General features: G+C 70.6%; 16 protein-coding genes. 10 read left to right on the top strand and 6 right to left on the bottom strand.

What is annotated here, in order from left to right; genetic code table 11:
• Positions 1–60 precede the first annotated feature (60 nt).
• The 7 genes from HZU84_RS00480 (at position 61) to glcF (ending at position 8,150) form a co-directional block, all read left to right on the top strand.
• Complete coding sequence (locus tag HZU84_RS00480) at positions 61–903, top strand: fumarylacetoacetate hydrolase (RefSeq protein WP_180692727.1); 843 nt, start codon at positions 61–63, stop codon at positions 901–903.
• Positions 904–915: 12 nt separating this feature from the next.
• Positions 916–1,920 (top strand): TraB/GumN family protein, encoded by a 1,005-nt coding sequence (locus tag HZU84_RS00475; protein WP_149502899.1) that lies wholly within the window; start codon positions 916–918, stop codon positions 1,918–1,920.
• 135 nt (positions 1,921–2,055) lie between these two features.
• Positions 2,056–2,823 carry a PhaM family polyhydroxyalkanoate granule multifunctional regulatory protein gene (locus HZU84_RS00470; protein ID WP_149502900.1) on the top strand — a complete coding sequence of 256 codons (768 nt, stop codon included), beginning with the start codon at positions 2,056–2,058 and terminating at the stop codon, positions 2,821–2,823.
• Between the two features lie 84 nt (positions 2,824–2,907).
• Positions 2,908–4,059: an FIST signal transduction protein gene (locus HZU84_RS00465; RefSeq protein ID WP_149505165.1), complete on the top strand. Its 1,152-nt coding sequence runs from the start codon at positions 2,908–2,910 to the stop codon at positions 4,057–4,059.
• A 94-nt stretch (positions 4,060–4,153) separates the two neighbouring features.
• On the top strand, positions 4,154–5,701 hold the full coding sequence (locus tag HZU84_RS00460) for an FAD-linked oxidase C-terminal domain-containing protein (RefSeq protein ID WP_149502901.1): 1,548 nt from the start codon (positions 4,154–4,156) through the stop codon (positions 5,699–5,701).
• Positions 5,702–5,757: 56 nt separating this feature from the next.
• On the top strand, positions 5,758–6,882 hold the full coding sequence (glcE, locus tag HZU84_RS00455) for a glycolate oxidase subunit GlcE (protein WP_149502902.1): 1,125 nt from the start codon (positions 5,758–5,760) through the stop codon (positions 6,880–6,882).
• A gap of 5 nt (positions 6,883–6,887) precedes the next feature.
• Complete coding sequence (glcF, locus tag HZU84_RS00450) at positions 6,888–8,150, top strand: glycolate oxidase subunit GlcF (protein ID WP_149502903.1); 1,263 nt, start codon at positions 6,888–6,890, stop codon at positions 8,148–8,150.
• A gap of 9 nt (positions 8,151–8,159) precedes the next feature.
• Here the strand turns inward: glcF and HZU84_RS00445 are convergent, their stop codons facing one another.
• The 4 genes from HZU84_RS00445 to HZU84_RS00430 are packed head-to-tail and all read right to left on the bottom strand — an operon-like array spanning position 8,160 to position 11,805.
• Complete coding sequence (locus tag HZU84_RS00445; RefSeq protein WP_180692726.1) at positions 8,160–8,606, bottom strand: SMI1/KNR4 family protein; 447 nt, start codon at positions 8,604–8,606, stop codon at positions 8,160–8,162.
• A 6-nt stretch (positions 8,607–8,612) separates the two neighbouring features.
• Complete coding sequence (gene tgt / locus HZU84_RS00440) at positions 8,613–9,752, bottom strand: tRNA guanosine(34) transglycosylase Tgt (protein WP_149502905.1); 1,140 nt, start codon at positions 9,750–9,752, stop codon at positions 8,613–8,615.
• Positions 9,753–9,760: 8 nt separating this feature from the next.
• Positions 9,761–10,384 carry a DUF4276 family protein gene (locus tag HZU84_RS00435; RefSeq protein WP_149502906.1) on the bottom strand — a complete coding sequence of 208 codons (624 nt, stop codon included), beginning with the start codon at positions 10,382–10,384 and terminating at the stop codon, positions 9,761–9,763.
• Positions 10,384–11,805: an AAA family ATPase gene (locus HZU84_RS00430; protein WP_149502907.1), complete on the bottom strand. Its 1,422-nt coding sequence runs from the start codon at positions 11,803–11,805 to the stop codon at positions 10,384–10,386. Before HZU84_RS00430 ends, HZU84_RS00435 begins: the two co-directional genes overlap by 1 nt.
• Positions 11,806–11,997: 192 nt before the next feature.
• Between HZU84_RS00430 and HZU84_RS00425 the strand changes: the two genes are divergently transcribed.
• The 3 genes from HZU84_RS00425 to fabB all read left to right on the top strand — a co-directional run bounded on the left by HZU84_RS00425 (position 11,998) and on the right by fabB (position 14,192).
• Positions 11,998–12,228, top strand: coding sequence for an HP1242/YdcH family protein (locus HZU84_RS00425; protein ID WP_149502908.1), 231 nt, complete (start codon positions 11,998–12,000; stop codon positions 12,226–12,228).
• Positions 12,229–12,426: 198 nt separating this feature from the next.
• Positions 12,427–12,975, top strand: a complete 549-nt coding sequence (fabA, locus tag HZU84_RS00420; RefSeq protein ID WP_180692725.1) for a 3-hydroxyacyl-[acyl-carrier-protein] dehydratase FabA — start codon at positions 12,427–12,429, stop codon at positions 12,973–12,975.
• Positions 12,972–14,192, top strand: coding sequence for a beta-ketoacyl-ACP synthase I (fabB, locus tag HZU84_RS00415; protein WP_219340814.1), 1,221 nt, complete (start codon positions 12,972–12,974; stop codon positions 14,190–14,192). The genes fabA and fabB overlap by 4 nt, the downstream gene beginning before the upstream one ends.
• Positions 14,193–14,268: 76 nt before the next feature.
• Here fabB and HZU84_RS00410 read toward each other — a convergent pair whose 3' ends face one another.
• The gene (locus HZU84_RS00410; RefSeq protein ID WP_149502911.1) at positions 14,269–15,711 is read right to left on the bottom strand and encodes a DUF1501 domain-containing protein; all 1,443 of its coding nucleotides are present in this window, start codon (positions 15,709–15,711) and stop codon (positions 14,269–14,271) included.
• A 48-nt stretch (positions 15,712–15,759) separates the two neighbouring features.
• Positions 15,760–17,916 carry a DUF1800 family protein gene (locus HZU84_RS00405; protein ID WP_180692724.1) on the bottom strand — a complete coding sequence of 719 codons (2,157 nt, stop codon included), beginning with the start codon at positions 17,914–17,916 and terminating at the stop codon, positions 15,760–15,762.
• Between the last annotated feature and the right edge of the window lie 22 nt (positions 17,917–17,938).

The raw sequence follows: 17,938 nt of genomic DNA, 5'->3' as shown, positions 1-17,938 counted from the left end.
CTCCGTGGCGCATTCAAGTGGCGTTCGCCCCAGTCTGCCACGTCTGCGATCATTGCGCCCATGAAGCTCGCGACCTACAAGGACGGCTCGCGCGACGGCCAGCTCGTCGTCGTCTCGTCCGATCTGACCACCGCCCACCATGTCAGCGCGATCGCCTCGCGGCTGCAGCAGGTGCTCGATGACTGGTCCTTCCTGTCACCGCAGCTGCAGGATCTGGCGCGCACGCTCGACGAGGGCCGGGCCCGCCATGCCTTTCCCTTCGATCCGCGCATGTGCATGGCGCCGCTGCCGCGCGCCTGCCGGGCGGTCGAGGTGCAGCTTGGCGACGAATCGGGCGGGGACGAGGCCCAGGCCTGGCAGCCGCTGCCGGGCGACGGTCTGCTGGGCGCCTGCGACGAGGTGTCGCTGGCGGGCCCGGCGGCCACGCTGGCGGTGGCGCCCCGCTGGATCGTGCTGAGCGGCGAGCTGCCGGTCGGGGCCTCGCCGGAGCAGGCGCTGGGCAGCGTGCGTCTGGTCGGTGCAGGCCTGCAGTGGCAGCAGCGGGACGAGGCCTGCCCGCGCCCTTGGCTGAGCCTGGCGCCGGTGCTGATGACGCCGGACGCATTGCAGGCGGGCGAGCGTGGCGAGGGGCGCGGCCGGCTGGCGCTGAGCCTGACGCCTAGCCTGGCGCCCGAGGGCCTGCCACCGGCCGGCGCGCCGGTGCAGCCCTCGACGCCGATCGGGCCGCTGCTGGCCCGGCTGGCCCGGGCGCGGGGCGTGCGGGCCGGCACGCTGCTGGCGCTGGGTCCGGCGGCGCAGCCGCTGGGCGAGGTCGAGCGGGTGGTGCTGGCGGCGCTGGCGCCGCGTGGCCAGATGCCGCTCGGCACGCTGGACGTCGGCCTGCGCCGGCTGCGGCGCGACTGAGGGCCGAGGCGGATGCTCTCCAAGCTGCTTGCGCGCCGGCTGCTGGCCGTGCTGCTGTCCTTGCCGCTGCTGATGGCACCGGGTCTGCTGCGGGCTCAGGCGCTCGAGGCGCCGCTGGCCGCCGAGGCGCTGTGCCCGCCGCTGGCCGAACCGCCGGCGCAGGCGCAGTGGCTGCAGGCCTTGCCCGGCCCGGTCGATCGCGGCCTGCTGTGGCGGATCGAGAAGGACGGGCGCGTCTCGCATCTCTATGGCACGGTGCATGTCGGTCGCCCGGACTGGATCTCGCCGGGGTCCCAGGTGATGGCGGCGCTGGCGGCCGCCGACCGGGTCGCCTTCGAGCTGGATCTGCTCGATCCGGATGTGCTGCAGCGCCTGCAGCGCGCCGCCCGTGTTCCGGCCGGTCAGCCCCGTCTGCCGGACGATCTGGCCGAGCGCCTGGCGCAGCAGCGCTCGCTGGCCTGCGTCGGCAGCCTGCTCGAGGGTCTGAGGCCCGAGCTGCAGGTGATCACGCTGGTGTCGCTGTCGCTGCGCGGCGACGGGCTCGATCCGGCCTGGGGCATCGACGGCTGGCTGGCGCGGCTGGCCCATGCGCGTCGCCAGACGGTGCTCTCGCTGGAGACGCCGGAGCAGCAGGTCGCGCTCCTGGTGGCGCCGCGTCCCGCCGAGGTGGCGACGGTGGTGCGCCGCGGCCTCGACGAGCTGGAGGATCCGGCCACCCGCCGGGTGGCGCTGCGGCTGGCCGAGCACTGGGCCGCGTCGGATCTGGCCGCGATCGAGAACTTCGCGCAGTGGTGCGGCTGCCTCGAGAGCGAGGCCGAGCGCCAGGCGCACCAAGCGGGCGTGCTGGCGCGCAATCCCGCCATGGCCGAGCGCATCGCCACGCTGCATCAGCGCGGCGCGCGGGTCTTCGCCGCGGTCGGCGCCCTGCACATGACCGGCCCCGAGGGGCTGCCGGCGCTGCTGGCCCGGCGCGGCTTCCAGGTCGAGCTGCTGCTGCCGCAGGCGGGGCGTCATTGACGTCGGCGACGTCAGTGACACGTCCGGCATCGGTCGGCACAATGGGCCGGCGCGGTGGAAATGAAGGAAATGCAGGCATCCTGCGCTTCCTGAAGACACACGAACACGACGGCACGAAGACATGAGGAGCATCCGATGAGCGACAGCAGCAACCCGTTCGGCAACACCTACTCGCAGGCCTGCACCGAGGCCTTCGCCAAGTTCGTGCCCGGCTTCGACTTTCTGCAGGGCCTGGTGAAGAACGCCGGCCAGACCCTGCCCAGCATCGGGCAGTGGGTGGCGCCGACCCTGGATCCGCAGGAGCTCGACAAGCGCATCGGCGAGCTGCGCACCGTGCAGTTCTGGCTCGAGCAGAACGCGCGAATGATCGCCACCACCGTGCAGGCGCTGGAGGTCCAGCGCATGACGCTGGGCACGCTGCGCACGATGAACGTGCCGATGGCCGATCTCGGCGAGGCGCTGAAGGTGCGGGTGCCCGATGTCTTCAGCGCGGCCGCGGCCGCGGCCGCTCCGGCCCGGGCGCCGGCATCCGCCCCGGCCCCGGCGCCCGCTCCGGCCACAGCGGCCCCGGCCCCGGCCGCCGCCGAGCCGGCGCCGCCGGCGGTTGATCCGATGCAGTGGTGGGGTGCGCTCACCCAGCAGTTCACCGAGCTGGCCACCCAGACCGTGCAGGCCACTTCGAGCGCCGCCGCCGAGGCCCAGGCCCGTGCCGCCGGCGCGATGCAGGATGTGATGAGCAGCGTGGCCGCGGCCGCCGTCACGCCCCCGGCCGCACCGGAGCCGGCGCCCGCCGCGGCGAAGAAGGCTGCCGCGCGCCGCAGCCCGCCTGCAGAGCCTGCATCGGCGCCGGCGCCGGCCAGGAAGGCCGCCCGCAAGACCGCGGCCGCGTCGCGCAAGACCTGAGCGGCGGCCGGCCCCGAGCAGCAGGTGTCCCGCGTGCCGACCCCCGGTTTCCTGATCGCCCATGCCACCCATCCCGACGCGACGATGGCGCTGGCGCTGGCGGCCGCCCAGCTCGACGGGCAGCGCGCCTCGCGTGCGCCGGTCGATCGCGGGCGTCTGGCACCGCTGGGCTTCATCTACATCACCGACCACCATGCCGACCAGGCCGACGCGCTGCTGGCCGAGCTGAAGCTGCGCTGGCCGGGCGTGCCCTGGGTCGGCTCGGTCGGCATCGGGGTGGCGGTCTGCGGGGTCGAGTATTTCGACGAGCCGGCGCTGGTGCTGATGCTGGCCGAGCTGCCGCCGGGCAGCTTCGAGCTGTTCAGCGGCGAGCGTCCGCTGCTGCGCGACGATCTGCACGCCGCGCTGGTGCATGCCGACGGGGCGATGCCCGACATCGGCGAGCTGGTGGGCGAGCTGGCCGGGCGGGTCGGCAGCGGCTACCTGTTCGGCGGCCTGAGCGCCTCGCGCCGGCGCGGGGTGCAGTTCTGCGCGCCGGTGCCGCCTGCCGGGCTGCCGGCGCCGGCCGGCCTCTACGACAGCGGCATGTCCGGCGTCGCCTTCACCGCCGAGGTCGCGCTGCTGTCGCGGGTCACCCAGGGCTGCCAGCCGGTCGGTCCGGTGCGCCGGGTCGAGGCCGCGCAGGACAACATCGTGCTGAAGCTCGACGGCCAGAGCGCGCTGCAGTGCCTGCTCGACGATCTCGGCATCGACCTGGGCCGTCCGCGCGAGGCGGTGCCCCGGCTGCGCTCCACGCTGGTCGGCCTGACCGACGCCGGCGACGATGTGCTCTCGCGCGGCCAGTTCGGCGCCGACACCCGGGTGCGCCACCTGATCGGCCTCGACCCGATGCGCTCGGCGGTGGCGATCGCCGACCGGGTCGAGGCGGGCATGTCGATGACCTTCTGCCGGCGCGATGCCGAGGCGGCGCGGCGCGACCTGATGCGCATCTGCGCCGAGATCCGCGAGGAGCTCTCGCCCGAGGACGGCAGTGCGCCGGGCCGCATTCTCGGCGCGATCTATGTCAGCTGCTCCGGCCGGGGCGGCCCGCACTTCGGCGGACCGTCGGCCGAGCTGCAGATCCTGCGCCATGCGCTGGGCGAGGTGCCGCTGGTCGGCTTCTTCGCGGGGGGCGAGATCGCCCGGCGCCATCTGTACGGGTACACCGGAGTTCTCACGGTCTTCGTGGAATATTGAGCGCAAGCCCGCAAAACAGGGGGTCAAGCCATTACAGTGCGCCCCCATGCGAGGCAGCCGGCGAGCTGCCCGCCCCAGCTGGAGAAGATGTCCGATGAATGCCCCCCTGCCGCAGGATGCGCTGGCCGCCGGCCCGGCCGCTGGCAGCGTGCGACCTGATACCGCTCAGACCCTGTCGGCCCGCCGCGAGCGCCAGCAGCGTCTGGTCTCGGCGCTGAGCGGCGTGCTGCCGGCCCACGCGCTGCTGTGGCATGCCGAAGACACGATTCCCTACGAGTGCGATGGCCTGAGCGCCTACCGCGAGCGTCCGCTGCTGGTGGCCCTGCCCGAGACCGAGGCGCAGGTCGCCGCGGTGCTCAGGACCTGCCGCGAGCTGTCGGTGCCGGTGGTGGCGCGCGGCGCCGGCACCGGCCTGTCCGGCGGCGCGATGCCGCACCGCGACGGCGTCACGCTGTCGCTGGCGAAGTTCAGCCGCATCCTGAAGGTCGATCCGCGCGAGCGCGTCGCCGTCGTGCAGTGCGGCGTGCGCAACCTCGCCATCAGCGAGGCGGCGGCGCCCTACGGCCTCTACTACGCGCCCGATCCGTCCAGCCAGATCGCCTGCACCATCGGCGGCAATGTCGCCGAGAACTCCGGCGGCGTGCACTGCCTGAAGTACGGCCTGACGCTGCACAACGTGCTGAAGGTGCGCGGCTACACCATCGACGGCGAGGCGGTCGAGTTCGGCGGCCTGTCGCTGGATGCGCCGGGGCTGGACCTGCTGAGCGTGGTCATCGGCAGCGAGGGGATGCTCGCGGTCGTCACCGAGGTGGTGGTGCGGCTGATCCCGCGCCCGCAGCTGGCACGCTGCATCATGGCAAGCTTCCCCACCGTCGAGACCGCCGGCGAGGCGGTGGCCGAGATCATCGCCAGCGGCATCATTCCGGCCGGCCTGGAAATGATGGACAAGCCGATGACCGCCGCGGTCGAGGACTTCGTGCATGCCGGCTACGACCTGGACGCGGCCGCGATCCTGCTGTGCGAGAGCGACGGCACGCCCGAGGAGGTCGAGGAGGAGATCGGCCGCATGACCGAGGTGCTGACGCGCTGCGGCGCCAGCGGCATCGAGGTCAGCCGCGACGAGGCGCAGCGCCTGAAGTTCTGGTCGGGTCGCAAGAACGCCTTTCCGGCCTCGGGGCGCATCAGCCCCGACTACATGTGCATGGACTCGACCATTCCGCGCCGTCGCCTGGCCGACATGCTGCGCGCGATCGCCGCGATGGAGGACAGGCACGGCCTGCGCTGCTGCAATGTCTTCCATGCCGGCGACGGCAACCTGCATCCGCTGATCCTCTTCGATGCCAACGATCCCGACCAGCTGCGCCGCGCCGAGGCCTTCGGCGCCGAGATCCTCGAGCTCAGCGTCGAGATGGGCGGCACGATCACCGGCGAGCACGGCGTGGGCGTCGAGAAGCTGAACTCGATGTGCGTGCAGTTCTCGCCCGAGGAACTGGCGATGATGATCGCGGTCAAGCACGCCTTCGATGCGCCCGGCCTGCTCAATCCCGGCAAGGCGATCCCGACGCTGCACCGCTGTGCCGAATACGGCAAGATGCATGTGCGCCGCGGGCTGCTGCCCTTCAGCGAGCTGCCGCGCTTCTGAGCCCGGCCGCCGCACCGCACCCGACGACGAACCGAAGAACACAGAACACACCTCCCATGAGCATCAAGGCACTCGACAGCCTGATCGAGCGGGTCCGCGTGGCCCGCGAGGCGCGCGGCACGCTGGCGATCCGTGGCGGCGGCACCAAGTCCTTCTACGGCGAGCCGGTCCAGGGGCGCCTGCTTGACGTGCGCTGCCTGAGCGGCATCACCCGCTACGAGCCCAGCGAGCTGGTCATCACCGCGCGCGCCGGCACCCCGATCGCCGAGGTCGAGGCCGAGCTGGCGCGGCGCAACCAGTACCTGGCCTTCGAGCCGCCGCGCTACCCCGACATCGAGCGCCCCGGCCAGCGCGGCGGCACCATCGGCGGCATGGTCGCCACCGGCCTGGCCGGGCCGTCGCGCGCGGCGGTGGGCGGCGTGCGCGACTATGTGCTCGGCCTGACCCTGCTCACCGGCAAGGCCGAGGTGCTGAGCTTCGGCGGCCAGGTGATGAAGAACGTCGCCGGCTATGACGTGGCGCGCATGGTCACCGGCTCGCTGGGCATCCTGGGCGTGATCTGCGAGGTCTCGCTGAAGGTCATGCCGGTGCCGTCCTACACCAGCACGCTGCGCTTCGACTGCTCGGAGGGCGAGGCGCTCGACCTGATGCAGCGCTGGGCCGGCCAGCCGCTGCCGGTCAACGCCACCGCCTGGTGGCAGGGCGCGCTGGTGGTGCGCCTGGCGGGTGCCACCGCAGCGGTGGCCTCGGCCAACCAGAAGATGGGCGGCGAGCCGATCGACAACGCGCTGGCGCAGCGCTTCTGGCTGGGCATGCGCGACCAGACCGACGATTTCTTCGTCGATGCCCGACGCTCGCTGGCCGAGGGCGCGGCGCTGTGGCGGCTGTCGCTGCCGGCCGGGGCGCCGCCGGTGCCGCTGCCCGGCGAGCAGCTGATCGAGTGGGGCGGGGCGCAGCGCTGGTGGGTCACCCGCGAGTCGGCTGCGCGGGTGCGCCAGATCGCCGCGGCCAGCGGCGGCCATGCCACGCTGTTCCGGGCCCGCGACAAGGCCGTCGCCTCCAGCGGGCTGGGCGTGTTCACGCCGCTGAAGGCACCGCTCGACCGCATTCACCAGGAGCTGAAGCAGGCCTTCGATCCCGACGGCGTGTTCAATCCCGGCCGCCTCTATCCGGGGCTCTGAGACGCATGCAGACCCATCTGGCTCCCGAATTCCAGGACACCCCCGAAGGCGAACGCGCCGAGGAGATCCTGCGCCGCTGCGTGCACTGCGGCTTCTGCACCGCGACCTGCCCGACCTACCAGCTGCTCGGCGACGAGCTCGACGGCCCGCGCGGACGCATCTACCTGATCAAGCAGGTGATGGAGGGCGCGATGCCCACCCGCCGCACCCAGGAGCATCTGGACCGCTGCCTGACCTGCCGCAGCTGCGAGACCACCTGCCCGTCGGGCGTCGAGTACGCCGACCTGCTCGAGATCGGCCGCAAGGTCGTCGATCGCAAGGTCGAGCGCAGCCGTGCCGAGCGCGGCGTGCGCTGGATGCTGCGCGAGGGCATGACCTCGCCGAGCTTCGGTCCGGCGCTGCGTGCCGGCCAGAACGTGCGCGCGCTGCTGCCGGCGATGCTCAAGAACAAGGTGCCGCCGAAGCCCAGCGCCCGCGCACTGGCCCATGCGCAGCGCTGGCCGACCCGCCAGCATGCCCGCAAGGTGCTGATGCTGCTGGGCTGCGTGCAGCCTTCGCTGGCGCCCAACATCAACAGCGCCACCGCCCGCGTGCTCGACGCCTGCGGCATCCAGACCCTGGTCTCGGACGAGGCGGGCTGCTGCGGCGCGGTGCGCGACCACCTCGGCGACCATGAGGGTGCGCTGGTCGACATGCGCCGCAACATCGACGCCTGGTGGCCGCAGGTCGAGGGCCTGGGCGGGCTCGATCCGGTCGAGGCGATCGTCGTCAACGCCTCCGGCTGCGGCGTGTCGGTCAAGGACTACGGCCGCGCGCTGGCCCATGATCCGGACTATGCCGACAAGGCGCGGCGCGTCAGCGAGGTCGCCCGCGATCTCTCCGAGCTGCTGCCGGGCCTGACCGGAGCGCTGAAGTCGGCGCTCGGCAACCGGCGCGCCAGCGGGGTGCTGGCCTATCACCCGCCGTGCTCGCTGCAGCATGGCCAGCAGCTGCGCGGCCAGGTCGAGGCGGCGCTGGGCGCGCTGGGCTTCGAGGTGCGGCTGCCGCTGCAGGACGCGGCGTTGTGCTGCGGCTCGGCCGGCACCTACTCGGTGCTGCAGCCCGACATCGCCTACCGGCTGCGCGACCGCAAGCTCGAGACCCTGGCCGCGCGCGAGGCGCCGCTGATCGTCTCGGGCAACATCGGCTGCATCCAGCATCTACAGAGCGGCACCCCGACGCCGGTGCGGCACTGGATCGAGGTGATCGACGAGCTGCTGGCGAGCTGAGTCGGGCGCTCAGCCCGCGTCGTCCGCCAGGCCGGCACCAGGGCGGGCCAGCCAGTCCGCCAGATCGCGGCCGAGCCGGCGCCGCCGTCCGCCCTCGGCATCGACCAGGATGACCTGTCCGGCCTGGCCGCCCTCGGCCGGGGCGAGATCTAGTGCGGCCAGGGTGCCGGCGCCGTCGTGCGTCAGCGGCAGCCAGCCCGGATGCCAGGCCTGGGCCCGCACCCCGGCATCGGCCGCCACCGGCAGCGCGCGCAGCGTGCCGCTGCCGTGCAGTTCCTGGTTCTGCTGCCACTGCGCCAGGGCGGCGGCCGGGCGCAGCCATTCATGGGCGCCGAAGGGGCCGGGCACCGGGCCGGGCGCGCGCTGCAAGGCCAGGTAGTCCGCCGGCAGCGGCTGCCCCAGCGCGGCGGCCAGCGCGGCCAGACCGGCCTCGAGGGCGGCGTGTGCGTCGCTCATGCGCATTCAGACGCCGCGGGCGCGGTCGGCCTTGAACTGGGCGCGGAAGGCCTCGAAGCGGCCGGCGTCGAGCGCATCGCGTACCTCCTGCATCAGGTTCAGGTAGTAGTGCAGGTTGTGGATGCTGGTCAGCATCGGGCCCAGCATCTCGCCGCAGCGGTCGAGGTGGTGCAGGTAGGCGCGGCTGAAGTTCTGGCAGGTGTGGCAGCTGCAGGTCTCGTCGATCGGGCGCTCGTCGCTGCGGTGGCGGGCGTTGCGGATCTTCAGGTCGCCGAAGCGGGTGAAGAGGTGGCCGTTGCGCGCGTTGCGGGTCGGCATCACGCAGTCGAACATGTCGACGCCGGCGGCCACGCCGTCGACCAGATCCTCGGGCGTGCCCACGCCCATCAGGTAGCGCGGCTTGTGCGCGGGCAGGCGGTGCGGCGTGTGGTTCATGATGCGCAGCATCTCGTCCTTCGGCTCGCCCACCGAGACGCCGCCGATCGCGTAGCCGGGAAAGTCCATCTCGACCAGGCCGGCCAGAGATTCCTCGCGCAGGTTCTCGAACATGCCGCCCTGCACGATGCCGAAGAGGGCGTTCGGATTGCCCAGGCGCTCGAATTCGGCCTTCGAGCGCTTGGCCCAGCGCATCGACAGCTCCATCGAGCTGCGCGCTTCCTTCTCGCTGGTGATGTGGCCCGAGCCCTTGGCGCCCTGCCAGTAGGGCGTGCACTCGTCGAACTGCATGACGATGTCGGAGTTGAGCACCGTCTGGATCTGCATCGAGACCTCGGGCGTCATGAAGAGCTTGTCGCCGTTGACGGGGGAGGCGAACTTGACGCCTTCCTCGCTGATCTTGCGCATGTCGCCCAGGCTCCAGACCTGGAAGCCGCCGGAGTCGGTCAGGATCGGCTTGTTCCAGTTCTCGAACTTGTGCAGGCCGCCGAACTGCTTCATCACGTCCAGCCCGGGGCGCATCCACAGGTGGAAGGTGTTGCCCAGGATGATCTGCGCGCCCATCGCCTCCAGGTCGCGCGGCATCACGCCCTTGACGGTGCCATAGGTGCCCACGGGCATGAAGATCGGCGTCTGGATGACGCCGTGGTTCAGGGTCAGGCGGCCGCGGCGGGCATGGCCTTCGGTGGCGAGGAGGTCGAATTGCAGCATGGGGAAATTCAGGCGGCGAAATGGGCGCGGATCTGGTCTTCCAGGTGCGCGAACGAGGGAATCTGGCGTAGCCGGTCCAGGCTGTCCATCAGGTCGGAGACCCGATGCCGCTTCTCTTCGGGGTTGAACTTGCGAAGCCGGTTGGCAGACAGCTCGCTGGCCGTGCGCAGGGCGTCGAACAGGACCTGCTTGGGATCGGGCAAGGATTCGATCCGGGCCAGCGTCGGCAGATCGAGTCGCACCTTGCCGGACGGGTTGCCGGCTGCGGTCCGGATGGCTTTTTCGTCGACCAGCAGCCAGGACTCTGTCATGCGCACCGGGATGACAGCCACGAAGTCGGGAGGCGTCTTCAGCGAGGCCATGGCCTGCTTGATTTCTTCGTTTCGGTGCGCCGGGCTTTGCTTTTCTGCGTCGCGGTGGACGAACAGCAGATCGCACGGAAACTGGTCCAGTGCGCTGGCTATGCGTTGTTCCAGCGGAGTTCCTGCAGGCAGTTCTGCGAAGTGGGGTGATCGATAGGCGCGATCACAGTGCTCGTCGAGCAACAGTTCGATCAGTGGAACAAGCACTCGGTCGGAACTGCCATCAGCGACCAGCGTGCAGGTCAGCGGCTTGTGCCGTGTGGCGTGCATCAGGCGCTCCGATCGGCGGGTGCATTGAACATGTCCAACTGCTGGTTGTAATGATCGAGCACCCTCCGCTGCGTGCCGGGAGCACGTGTGGTCGGGCCGCCCAGGTAGGCCTGAAGCTCACCCTTGCTGATCAGTTCCGTGGGCTCCAGACCCGTGGCGCGCCAGGTGTTGCCCAGAGGCTTGAAGTGGATCCACTCTGCTCGGCGAGCTCGAAGGGTTTCGGCCATCAGCAGATCGCCATCGTGCAATTCGGCGACCACCAGAGGTGAGTGCGTGTTGATGATCACCTGGCGCAACGGGGGCACCAAGTGCTTCTCCTCTGGCTCGACCTCCTCGGCCAGCCGGCGCACCAGCCGAAGCATTTCTGGAATGCGTTGAGGGTGGATGCCGTTTTCTGGCTCTTCCAGGCAGGTCAGTCCAGAGGCCTGTGGATCCGAAGCCAGCACGGCCAGTGCCAGGAAGCGCAACGTGCCGTCAGACAGTGAACTGGCCGCATAGCGCTCCCGGTTGCGCATCGTGACGCCCAGCGTGCGCTGCTGGCGGACGTCGTCGCTGTCCACATCCACCGAGACGATGCCCGGAATCAGTTCGGCCAGTTGCTCAGCCACTTCGTTCTGGCTGCCGATGCGCATCAGCGTGTTGGGCAGATGGCCGCCGGTGGCGCTCAGGCGTGCCGGACCACGATACTCGTCGGGCGCGCGCAGTGCGCTGGGTTCAAGCTGCAGCAGTCGCCACGACTGCATTTCACGGCGAGCCGCCAGCGCAGTCGGGTGTGACGAGGCATTGACGCCTGACAAGACGGTCTGAGGTGACTTTTTGGCAGGAACTGTCGACGGGCGACGGGCGCTGGTCTTTTCGCCGTAAATCTTGATGGCGGGCTCTTCGATGCCTTCGGTGGCGATGAACGGGGTTGTGCGTTTGCCCGGGCCAATGACATGGCGCATCAGCCACTCCTTGCTCGGCTGGAAAGGCAACTGCTTTGCCGCGTCACTCGAGCTGCGCGCAATCAGTTCTTCCTTTTCTATGTAGATCGGATCCCTCCCTAAATCGTCAGATCGCTGGGTGTCTAGGCCCAGGACCAGTGTGTATTGAAGAAAGGTCGCGCTTGCTGTGGCCTGGCGGTCATAGTCGTCCGTGACTTCGCCCGGAACGATCATCTCCGCGATCAGCGTCATCTGCTTCGATTCGGCATCCGATCGAGCGAACAGGTTCTCGATGCCGCCGATGCGGTCACCCGTTCCCCGCACCTTCAGGGCCGCCGCCAGCAAGGGCATCGAGGCCAAGTCGCTCAGGAAGGTGATCGCGTCGAACAGGTTCGACTTGCCTACCCCGTTACGCCCGGCGATGCAGGTGAACGGACCGAAGCGCAAGTCCACGTCATGCAGATTCTTGAAGCCTTTGATCTGCAGGCGTGTCAGCATTGGCGGCTCCTGTGCAAGCAAGTGGGCGGGAAGATCAGCATGGGGTGGATTGTCTCAGGAGCGCCCATGCCGAGTGGCAAGCACTTGACGCCCCGCACCTGAGCAGACCTTGACCTGGATCGAGTTTGAGCCGTCGCCGCGGGCTTAGATTGGAGGCGTCCCCCTTCACCGCACACACCAGGAGTCCGAACGATGTTCCCCGAATACCGCGACCTGATCACCCAGCTCAAGACCACTGACCATCACTTCGTGAACCTGTTCGACCGCCACAACGAGCTGGACCAGAAGATCAAGAACATGGAGGCCCACATCGTCGGCGGCACCCATGAGGAGATCGAGACGCTCAAGAAGGAGAAGCTGCATCTGAAGGACCAGCTCTACGTCATCCTGCGCAAGGCGGCTGCGGCCGACAGCGCCGCCTGAGGCCGGACTGATCCTTTCTCTGCCTTCCCAGACCCGCTCCGGGACCCCACCCGGAGCCGGGTGTCAGGTCGGTCGGCAGCGGGCGTAATAAGATCGGGAACTTTGCGAGGTCCGGCAGCGCCGGGCCGCCCGCAGCGATTTCCCTTCTCTCTTGCCCTCGCGGGCAAGAGTCCGATGACCCGCTCCACCGACCCCACCATGACTTCTGCCCCCCCGACCACCAGCCAGCGAGAACTGGGTCGTCACGCCTACAGCCGCGAAGAGCTGCTGGCCTGCGGCCGCGGCGAGCTGTTCGGCCCGGGCAACGCGCGACTGCCGCTGCCCAACATGCTGATGATGGACCGCATCGTCCGCATCGACGACACCGGCGGCAACCACGGCAAGGGCCTGATCGAGGCCGAGCTCGACATCAACCCGGACCTCTGGTTCTTCGGCTGCCATTTCGAGGGCGATCCGGTGATGCCCGGCTGCCTGGGCCTGGACGCGATGTGGCAGCTGGTCGGCTTCTGGCTGGGCTGGCGCGGCAACCCGGGGCGCGGTCGCGCGCTGGGCTCCGGCGAGGTCAAGTTCTTCGGTCAGGTGCTGCCGACCGCGCAGAAGGTCACCTACCGCCTGCACCTGAAGCGCGTCATCGAGCGCAAGCTGGTCATGGGCATCGCCGACGGCCAGATGTTCGTCGACGGCCGCGAGATCTACACCGCCACCGACCTGAAGGTCGGCCTGTTCACCTCGACCCAGGACTTCTGATCATGCGCCGTGTCGTCGTCACTGGCCTGGGCATCGTCTCCAGCATCGGCAACAACGCCGAGGAAGTCACCGCCAGCCTGCGCGAGGCGCGCAGCGGCCTGAAGTTCAACCCGGTCTATGCGGAAAAGGGCATGCGTTCGCAGGTCAGCGGCCGCCCGGACATCGACCTCGCGGCGGCGATCGACCGCCGCGACCTGCGCTTCCAGGGCGACGCCGCGTCCTACGCCTTCCTGTCGATGCAGCAGGCCATCGCGCAGTCGGGCCTGACCCCGGAGCAGGTCTCCAACCCGCGCACCGGCCTGGTCGCCGGCTCAGGCGGGGCCTCCAGCCTGAACCAGGTCTGGGCCGCCGACACGCTGCGCGCCAAGGGCATCAAGCGCGTCGGCCCCTTCATGGTCACCCGCACGATGGGCAGCACCGTGTCGGCCTGCCTGGCCACCCCGTTCGGCATCAAGGGCGTCAACTACTCGATCACCTCGGCCTGCGCCACCAGCGCGCACTGCATCGGCCATGCCGCGCAGCTGATCGCCTGGGGCAACCAGGACGTGGTCTTCGCCGGCGGCGGCGAGGAGGAGAGCTGGGAGCTGTCGCTGCTGTTCGACGCGATGGGCGCGATGTCCTCGAAGTACAACGAGCCGGGCACCAACGCCTCGCGCGCCTTCGATGCCAGCCGTGACGGCTTCGTCATCGCCGGCGGCGGCGGCATGCTGGTGCTGGAGTCGCTGGAGCATGCGCAGGCGCGCGGCGCCACCATCCTGGCCGAGCTGGTGGGCTTCGGCGCCACCTCCGACGGCCACGACATGGTGGCCCCGTCGGGCGAGGGCGCGATGCGCTGCATGCAGCAGGCGATGTCGACCGTGAAGACGCCGATCGACTACATCAACGCCCACGGCACCTCCACCCCGGTGGGCGATCTGGCCGAGCTGGGCGCGGTGCGCCAGGTCTTCGGCGAGGAAGTGCCCTTCATCAGCTCGACCAAGTCGATCACCGGCCACTCTCTGGGTGCGGCCGGTGTGCAGGAGGCGATCTACTCGCTGCTGATGCTGCAGAACGACTTCCTGGCCGCCTCGGCCCACATCGAGACGCTGGATCCGGCCGCCGAAGGCCTGCCGATCCTGCGCGAGCGCCGCGACGGTCGCGTCGACACCGTGATGTCGAACAGCTTCGGCTTCGGCGGCACCAACGCGACGCTGGTGTTCTCGCGCTTCGCCGGCTGAAGTCCGGCGTTTGGCGCTCAGCGCGGCCGAGGCCAGCGCTGCCAGGGGTTGTCGGGCTGGACCACGGGCTCGGCGCTCAGCCTCCGCCCAGATCCGGCCCGGCGGTGGCGAAGCGCTCCAGTCCGGGCAGCACCGTCAGCAGCTCGCTGGGGCTCAGGCCCATCCAGCGCCCGAGCGAGGCGGCGTACTCGGTCAGCGAGGTGGTCGGCAGCAGCCGGCCGGAGCCGACATCGGTGCTGGTGCCCAGCGCGACCGTGGGAAAGCGGCCGAGAATGTCGCCGCCCCGGATGCCACCGCCCGCGACGAAATGGTGTCCGCCCCAGCCATGGTCGCTGCCCGAGCCGTTGCTGGTGAGGGTGCGGCCGAAGTCGCTGGCGCTGAACAGCAGCACATCGTCGAGCCGGCCCAGGCCCTGCAGGCCGTTCAGGAAGGCGTCGACCGCATGCGCGACCCGCGCGCCCAGCAGCGGATGGCGCGCCGCCTGCTGCGCATGGGTGTCGAAGCCGCCGATCGAGACCATGAAGACCTGGCGGCGCAGGCCGAGCGCCGGCGCGGCGGCGATCAGCCGCGCGACCATGCGCAGCTGGCGCGCCAGCGGATCCTTCGCCAGATCGAGCCGGCTGCCGTCGGTCAGCGTGACCGCGCCCAGCGGCAGCTCCGGCGTGCCGGCCAGCGCACCGCGCAGCTGCGCTGCGGTGTCGAGCGCCCGGCGGGTCACCCGGGCGTGCTCGGCCTGCAGGTCGGTGCTGCCATTGCTGCGCAGCAGGGCCTCGAGCCGCGCCTGCGCGCCGGCGCTGCCGTGCAGCCAGGCGCCGGACTGCAGCGCACGCACGTCCACCAGGCCCTCCGGGTCGATCTGGTAGGGCTGCACGCCGCTGCCGTTCAGGAAGATCGCCTGGCCGGCGGCGGAAATCGTCGTCAGCACCGTGTTCTGGTTGGCCGAGGCCAGCAGATCGGCCATCCGGCCGCCCCAGCCGATGCGTGCGATGCCTTCGGGCTGCAGGGATTGCCAGGTCGCCTGCTGGTCGTTGTGCGAGTAGAGCTTGGCGGGCAGTCCGCGGCCGGCCTGCACATCGGCCAGCGTGGTCGGCTGGCTCAGCGGGCCGACATTGGCGACGAAGGCGCAGCGCCCGCGCCCGTACCAGGTGCTCAGGGGCTGCAGCTCGCGCGCCAGGCCGAAGCGCCGGCCCGCCTGCTGGCTGCGGCTGGCGATCTCGAGCAGCGCGCTGGCCGGCAGCGCCAGATCGCCCCGTGCGCGGGTGTAGGCCGCATGCTCGGCGCTGTCGAGCGGCACCAGCCAGTTGTGCGCGTCGTTGCCGCCGTTCATGAACAGGCAGACCAGCGCGCGATAGGGCCGGTCGAGCTGTGCGGCGCTCGACGACTGCGCCGCCATTGCGCCCAGGCCGGCCAGGCCGAGCGTGAAGGCCGGTCGCGCCGCCGCCACCGGGCCGCCCAGCAGCCCGAGCTGGCCGAGCGTGCGCAGGAAGGCGCGGCGGGAAGAGGGGGATGAAGAACTCATGCGGAAATCTCCGGCCGATCGGCTTCAGTGCGGGGTTCCGTGCTGGATTCAGCGCTGGATCAGGTACTCGTGCGAGGCCAGCGCGAACAGCACGGCCGCGCGCACGCGGTTCAGATGGCTGGTCGCGTCATGGCCGCGAACATCGGCCATGGTGTCGATCAGGGTCTGGCGCAGGCCGGCGCTCATGCCGCCAGCGAACAGGCGCAGATCGAGCTGGTCGACGACGCCCTCGAGATCGCCGCGGCCGGCCAGCTCGGCCAGCGCGTCATAGCGCGCGCTCACGTCGGCGCTCGAGCCGGTCCAGCCCAGGCCGGCGCCACTCATGCGCAGCGCCAGATTGGCCCAGGTCGCGATCGAGGTCTCGCTGACCAGCTGGAACTCCGGCAGCGTGCGGCTCTGCGCACCCATCGCCGTGCCGGCAGGCACATGGCCCGGACGGAAGTAGCCGAAGACCGAGGGCGACATCATCACCCGCTGTCCGGTGGCATCCATCTCGGTGTCGATGCGGAACTGGCCGGTCTGCGAGCGTGCCTCGAAGGCGCGCATCCACTGCGTCACCCGCAGCACCGGTTCGCGCAGCTTGTGGCCGGTGCCGGCGGTCGGCAGGCTGCGTGCCTCCGGGTCGAGCAGGATGGCGCGCACCACCGCGCCCAGATCGCCGCGCACGCCCCGGCCGTTGTTGGCGAAGACCGCGGAGATGCGGCCCACATAGGCCGGGCTGGGGTCGCTGCGCACCAGGCGCTGGATCAGCTGCCGGCCGATGAAGGGGCCCACGTTCGGATGGTTGAACAGGGTGTCGAGCGCGATCTTCAGGTCGCTGGCGGCGCTGCCGCCGGCCGCGATGCTGCGCTCCCAGGGCTTGCCGGTGAACAGGCGCTTCTCCAGCGGCGAGTGCTGTCCCGGATAGGCCTTCATGCGCTGCAGGTCGATGCGCCGGTCGCCGTCAGCGCTGTAGTCGGGCCAGCCGGCGCGCAGCTTCGCCTCGGTCAGCTCGCTGTCCGGGAAGGCCCAGCCGTAGCCGGTGAAGACCCGTGCCAGCGCCATCACGTCGGCATTGCCGTAGGTCTCGACCGGTCGTCCGCTGGCGTCGGTCACCACGCTGCCGTCCGGTCGCAGCTCATGCAGGCCGATGGTGAAGAGCTGCATCAGCTCGCGGGCGAAGTTCTCGTCGGGCAGGCGGCCGCGGGTGGGGTCTTCCTTCTGGTTGCGCATGTGCGACAGGTACAGGCCCATCGCCGGCGACAGCGCGATCTCCTCGATCAGGTCGCGGAAATTGCCGAAGGCCTGGCGGTTCAGCAGGTCGAGATAGCTGGCGTAGGCGCGTGCATGCAGCCACAGGCTGTCGTCATGCTGCGAGACCATGAAGATCTGGTGCAGCGCGAAGGCAGTGCGCGCGCGCAGCTGGTCCGGCGCCTGACTGGCATGGCGCCAGAAATGGTGTCCGATCTGGTGCGGGTGGTATTGCGCGCCGCGCGGCCGGTGTTCCGGGCCGAGGTCGTAGCGGGCCTGGACCGCGCCGACGAAGTCGGCCGAGGCCGGCAGGGCCAGCTGCCGGTCGATCCAGGCCGGCAGTCCGGTGACGGCGAGCTGCTCGATCTCGCCGGGCAGGGCGCCGAAGCTGGCCTGCTGCAGCAGCCGTGCGGCCTGCTGGCGCTGCAGGCGCGCGGTGGTGGCCAGCGGGGTCAAGCTTTCAGGCCAGGTGATGCGCAGTGCGCCATCCCAGGGCAGATCGCTGCGGCCAGCCGACACCTCCCGGCCGTCGAAGGCCCGCGCACCGGCGCCACGGTCATAGACCGACTGCAGCGGGCCGGGCTGGAAGCGGGTGCTGCCCTGACCGACCGAGGCGATGAAGAGATTGCGGTCCTCGCCGCCGGCCGCCGCGTCGTTGTCGAAGACGATCTCCAGCGTCGTGCCGCTGGCGAGCAGCGCCGGCACGGTGAAGGCATGGTCGCGCCAGTCGGTGTGGTCGACCGCGACGGTGCCGAGCGGCTGGCCGTTCAGGCGCACCGTCATGCGCGGGCCGACCCCGCGCACCAGCGAGCCGCGTACCCGCAGCACCAGCTGCGGTGTGCGCGACAGCAGCGTGATGCCCTGCGGGACCAGGCTCGAGCCGGTGGACAGCGTGGTGATCTGCTGTGCTCGCCCGCCGGCGGCCGCGCCCCCCAGCAGCAGGGCGCCGATCAGCAGCGCAAGAGAGGTTTTCATGGACCGCGATGCTAGGTTCGGC

It is taken from the genome of Sphaerotilus sulfidivorans (assembly GCF_013426975.1).
GTDB classification, from domain to species: Bacteria; Pseudomonadota; Gammaproteobacteria; order Burkholderiales; family Burkholderiaceae_C; genus Sphaerotilus; species Sphaerotilus sulfidivorans.
Note: the sequence above shows the minus strand (reverse complement) of the source record. Positions and strands in the feature narration are given on the sequence as shown.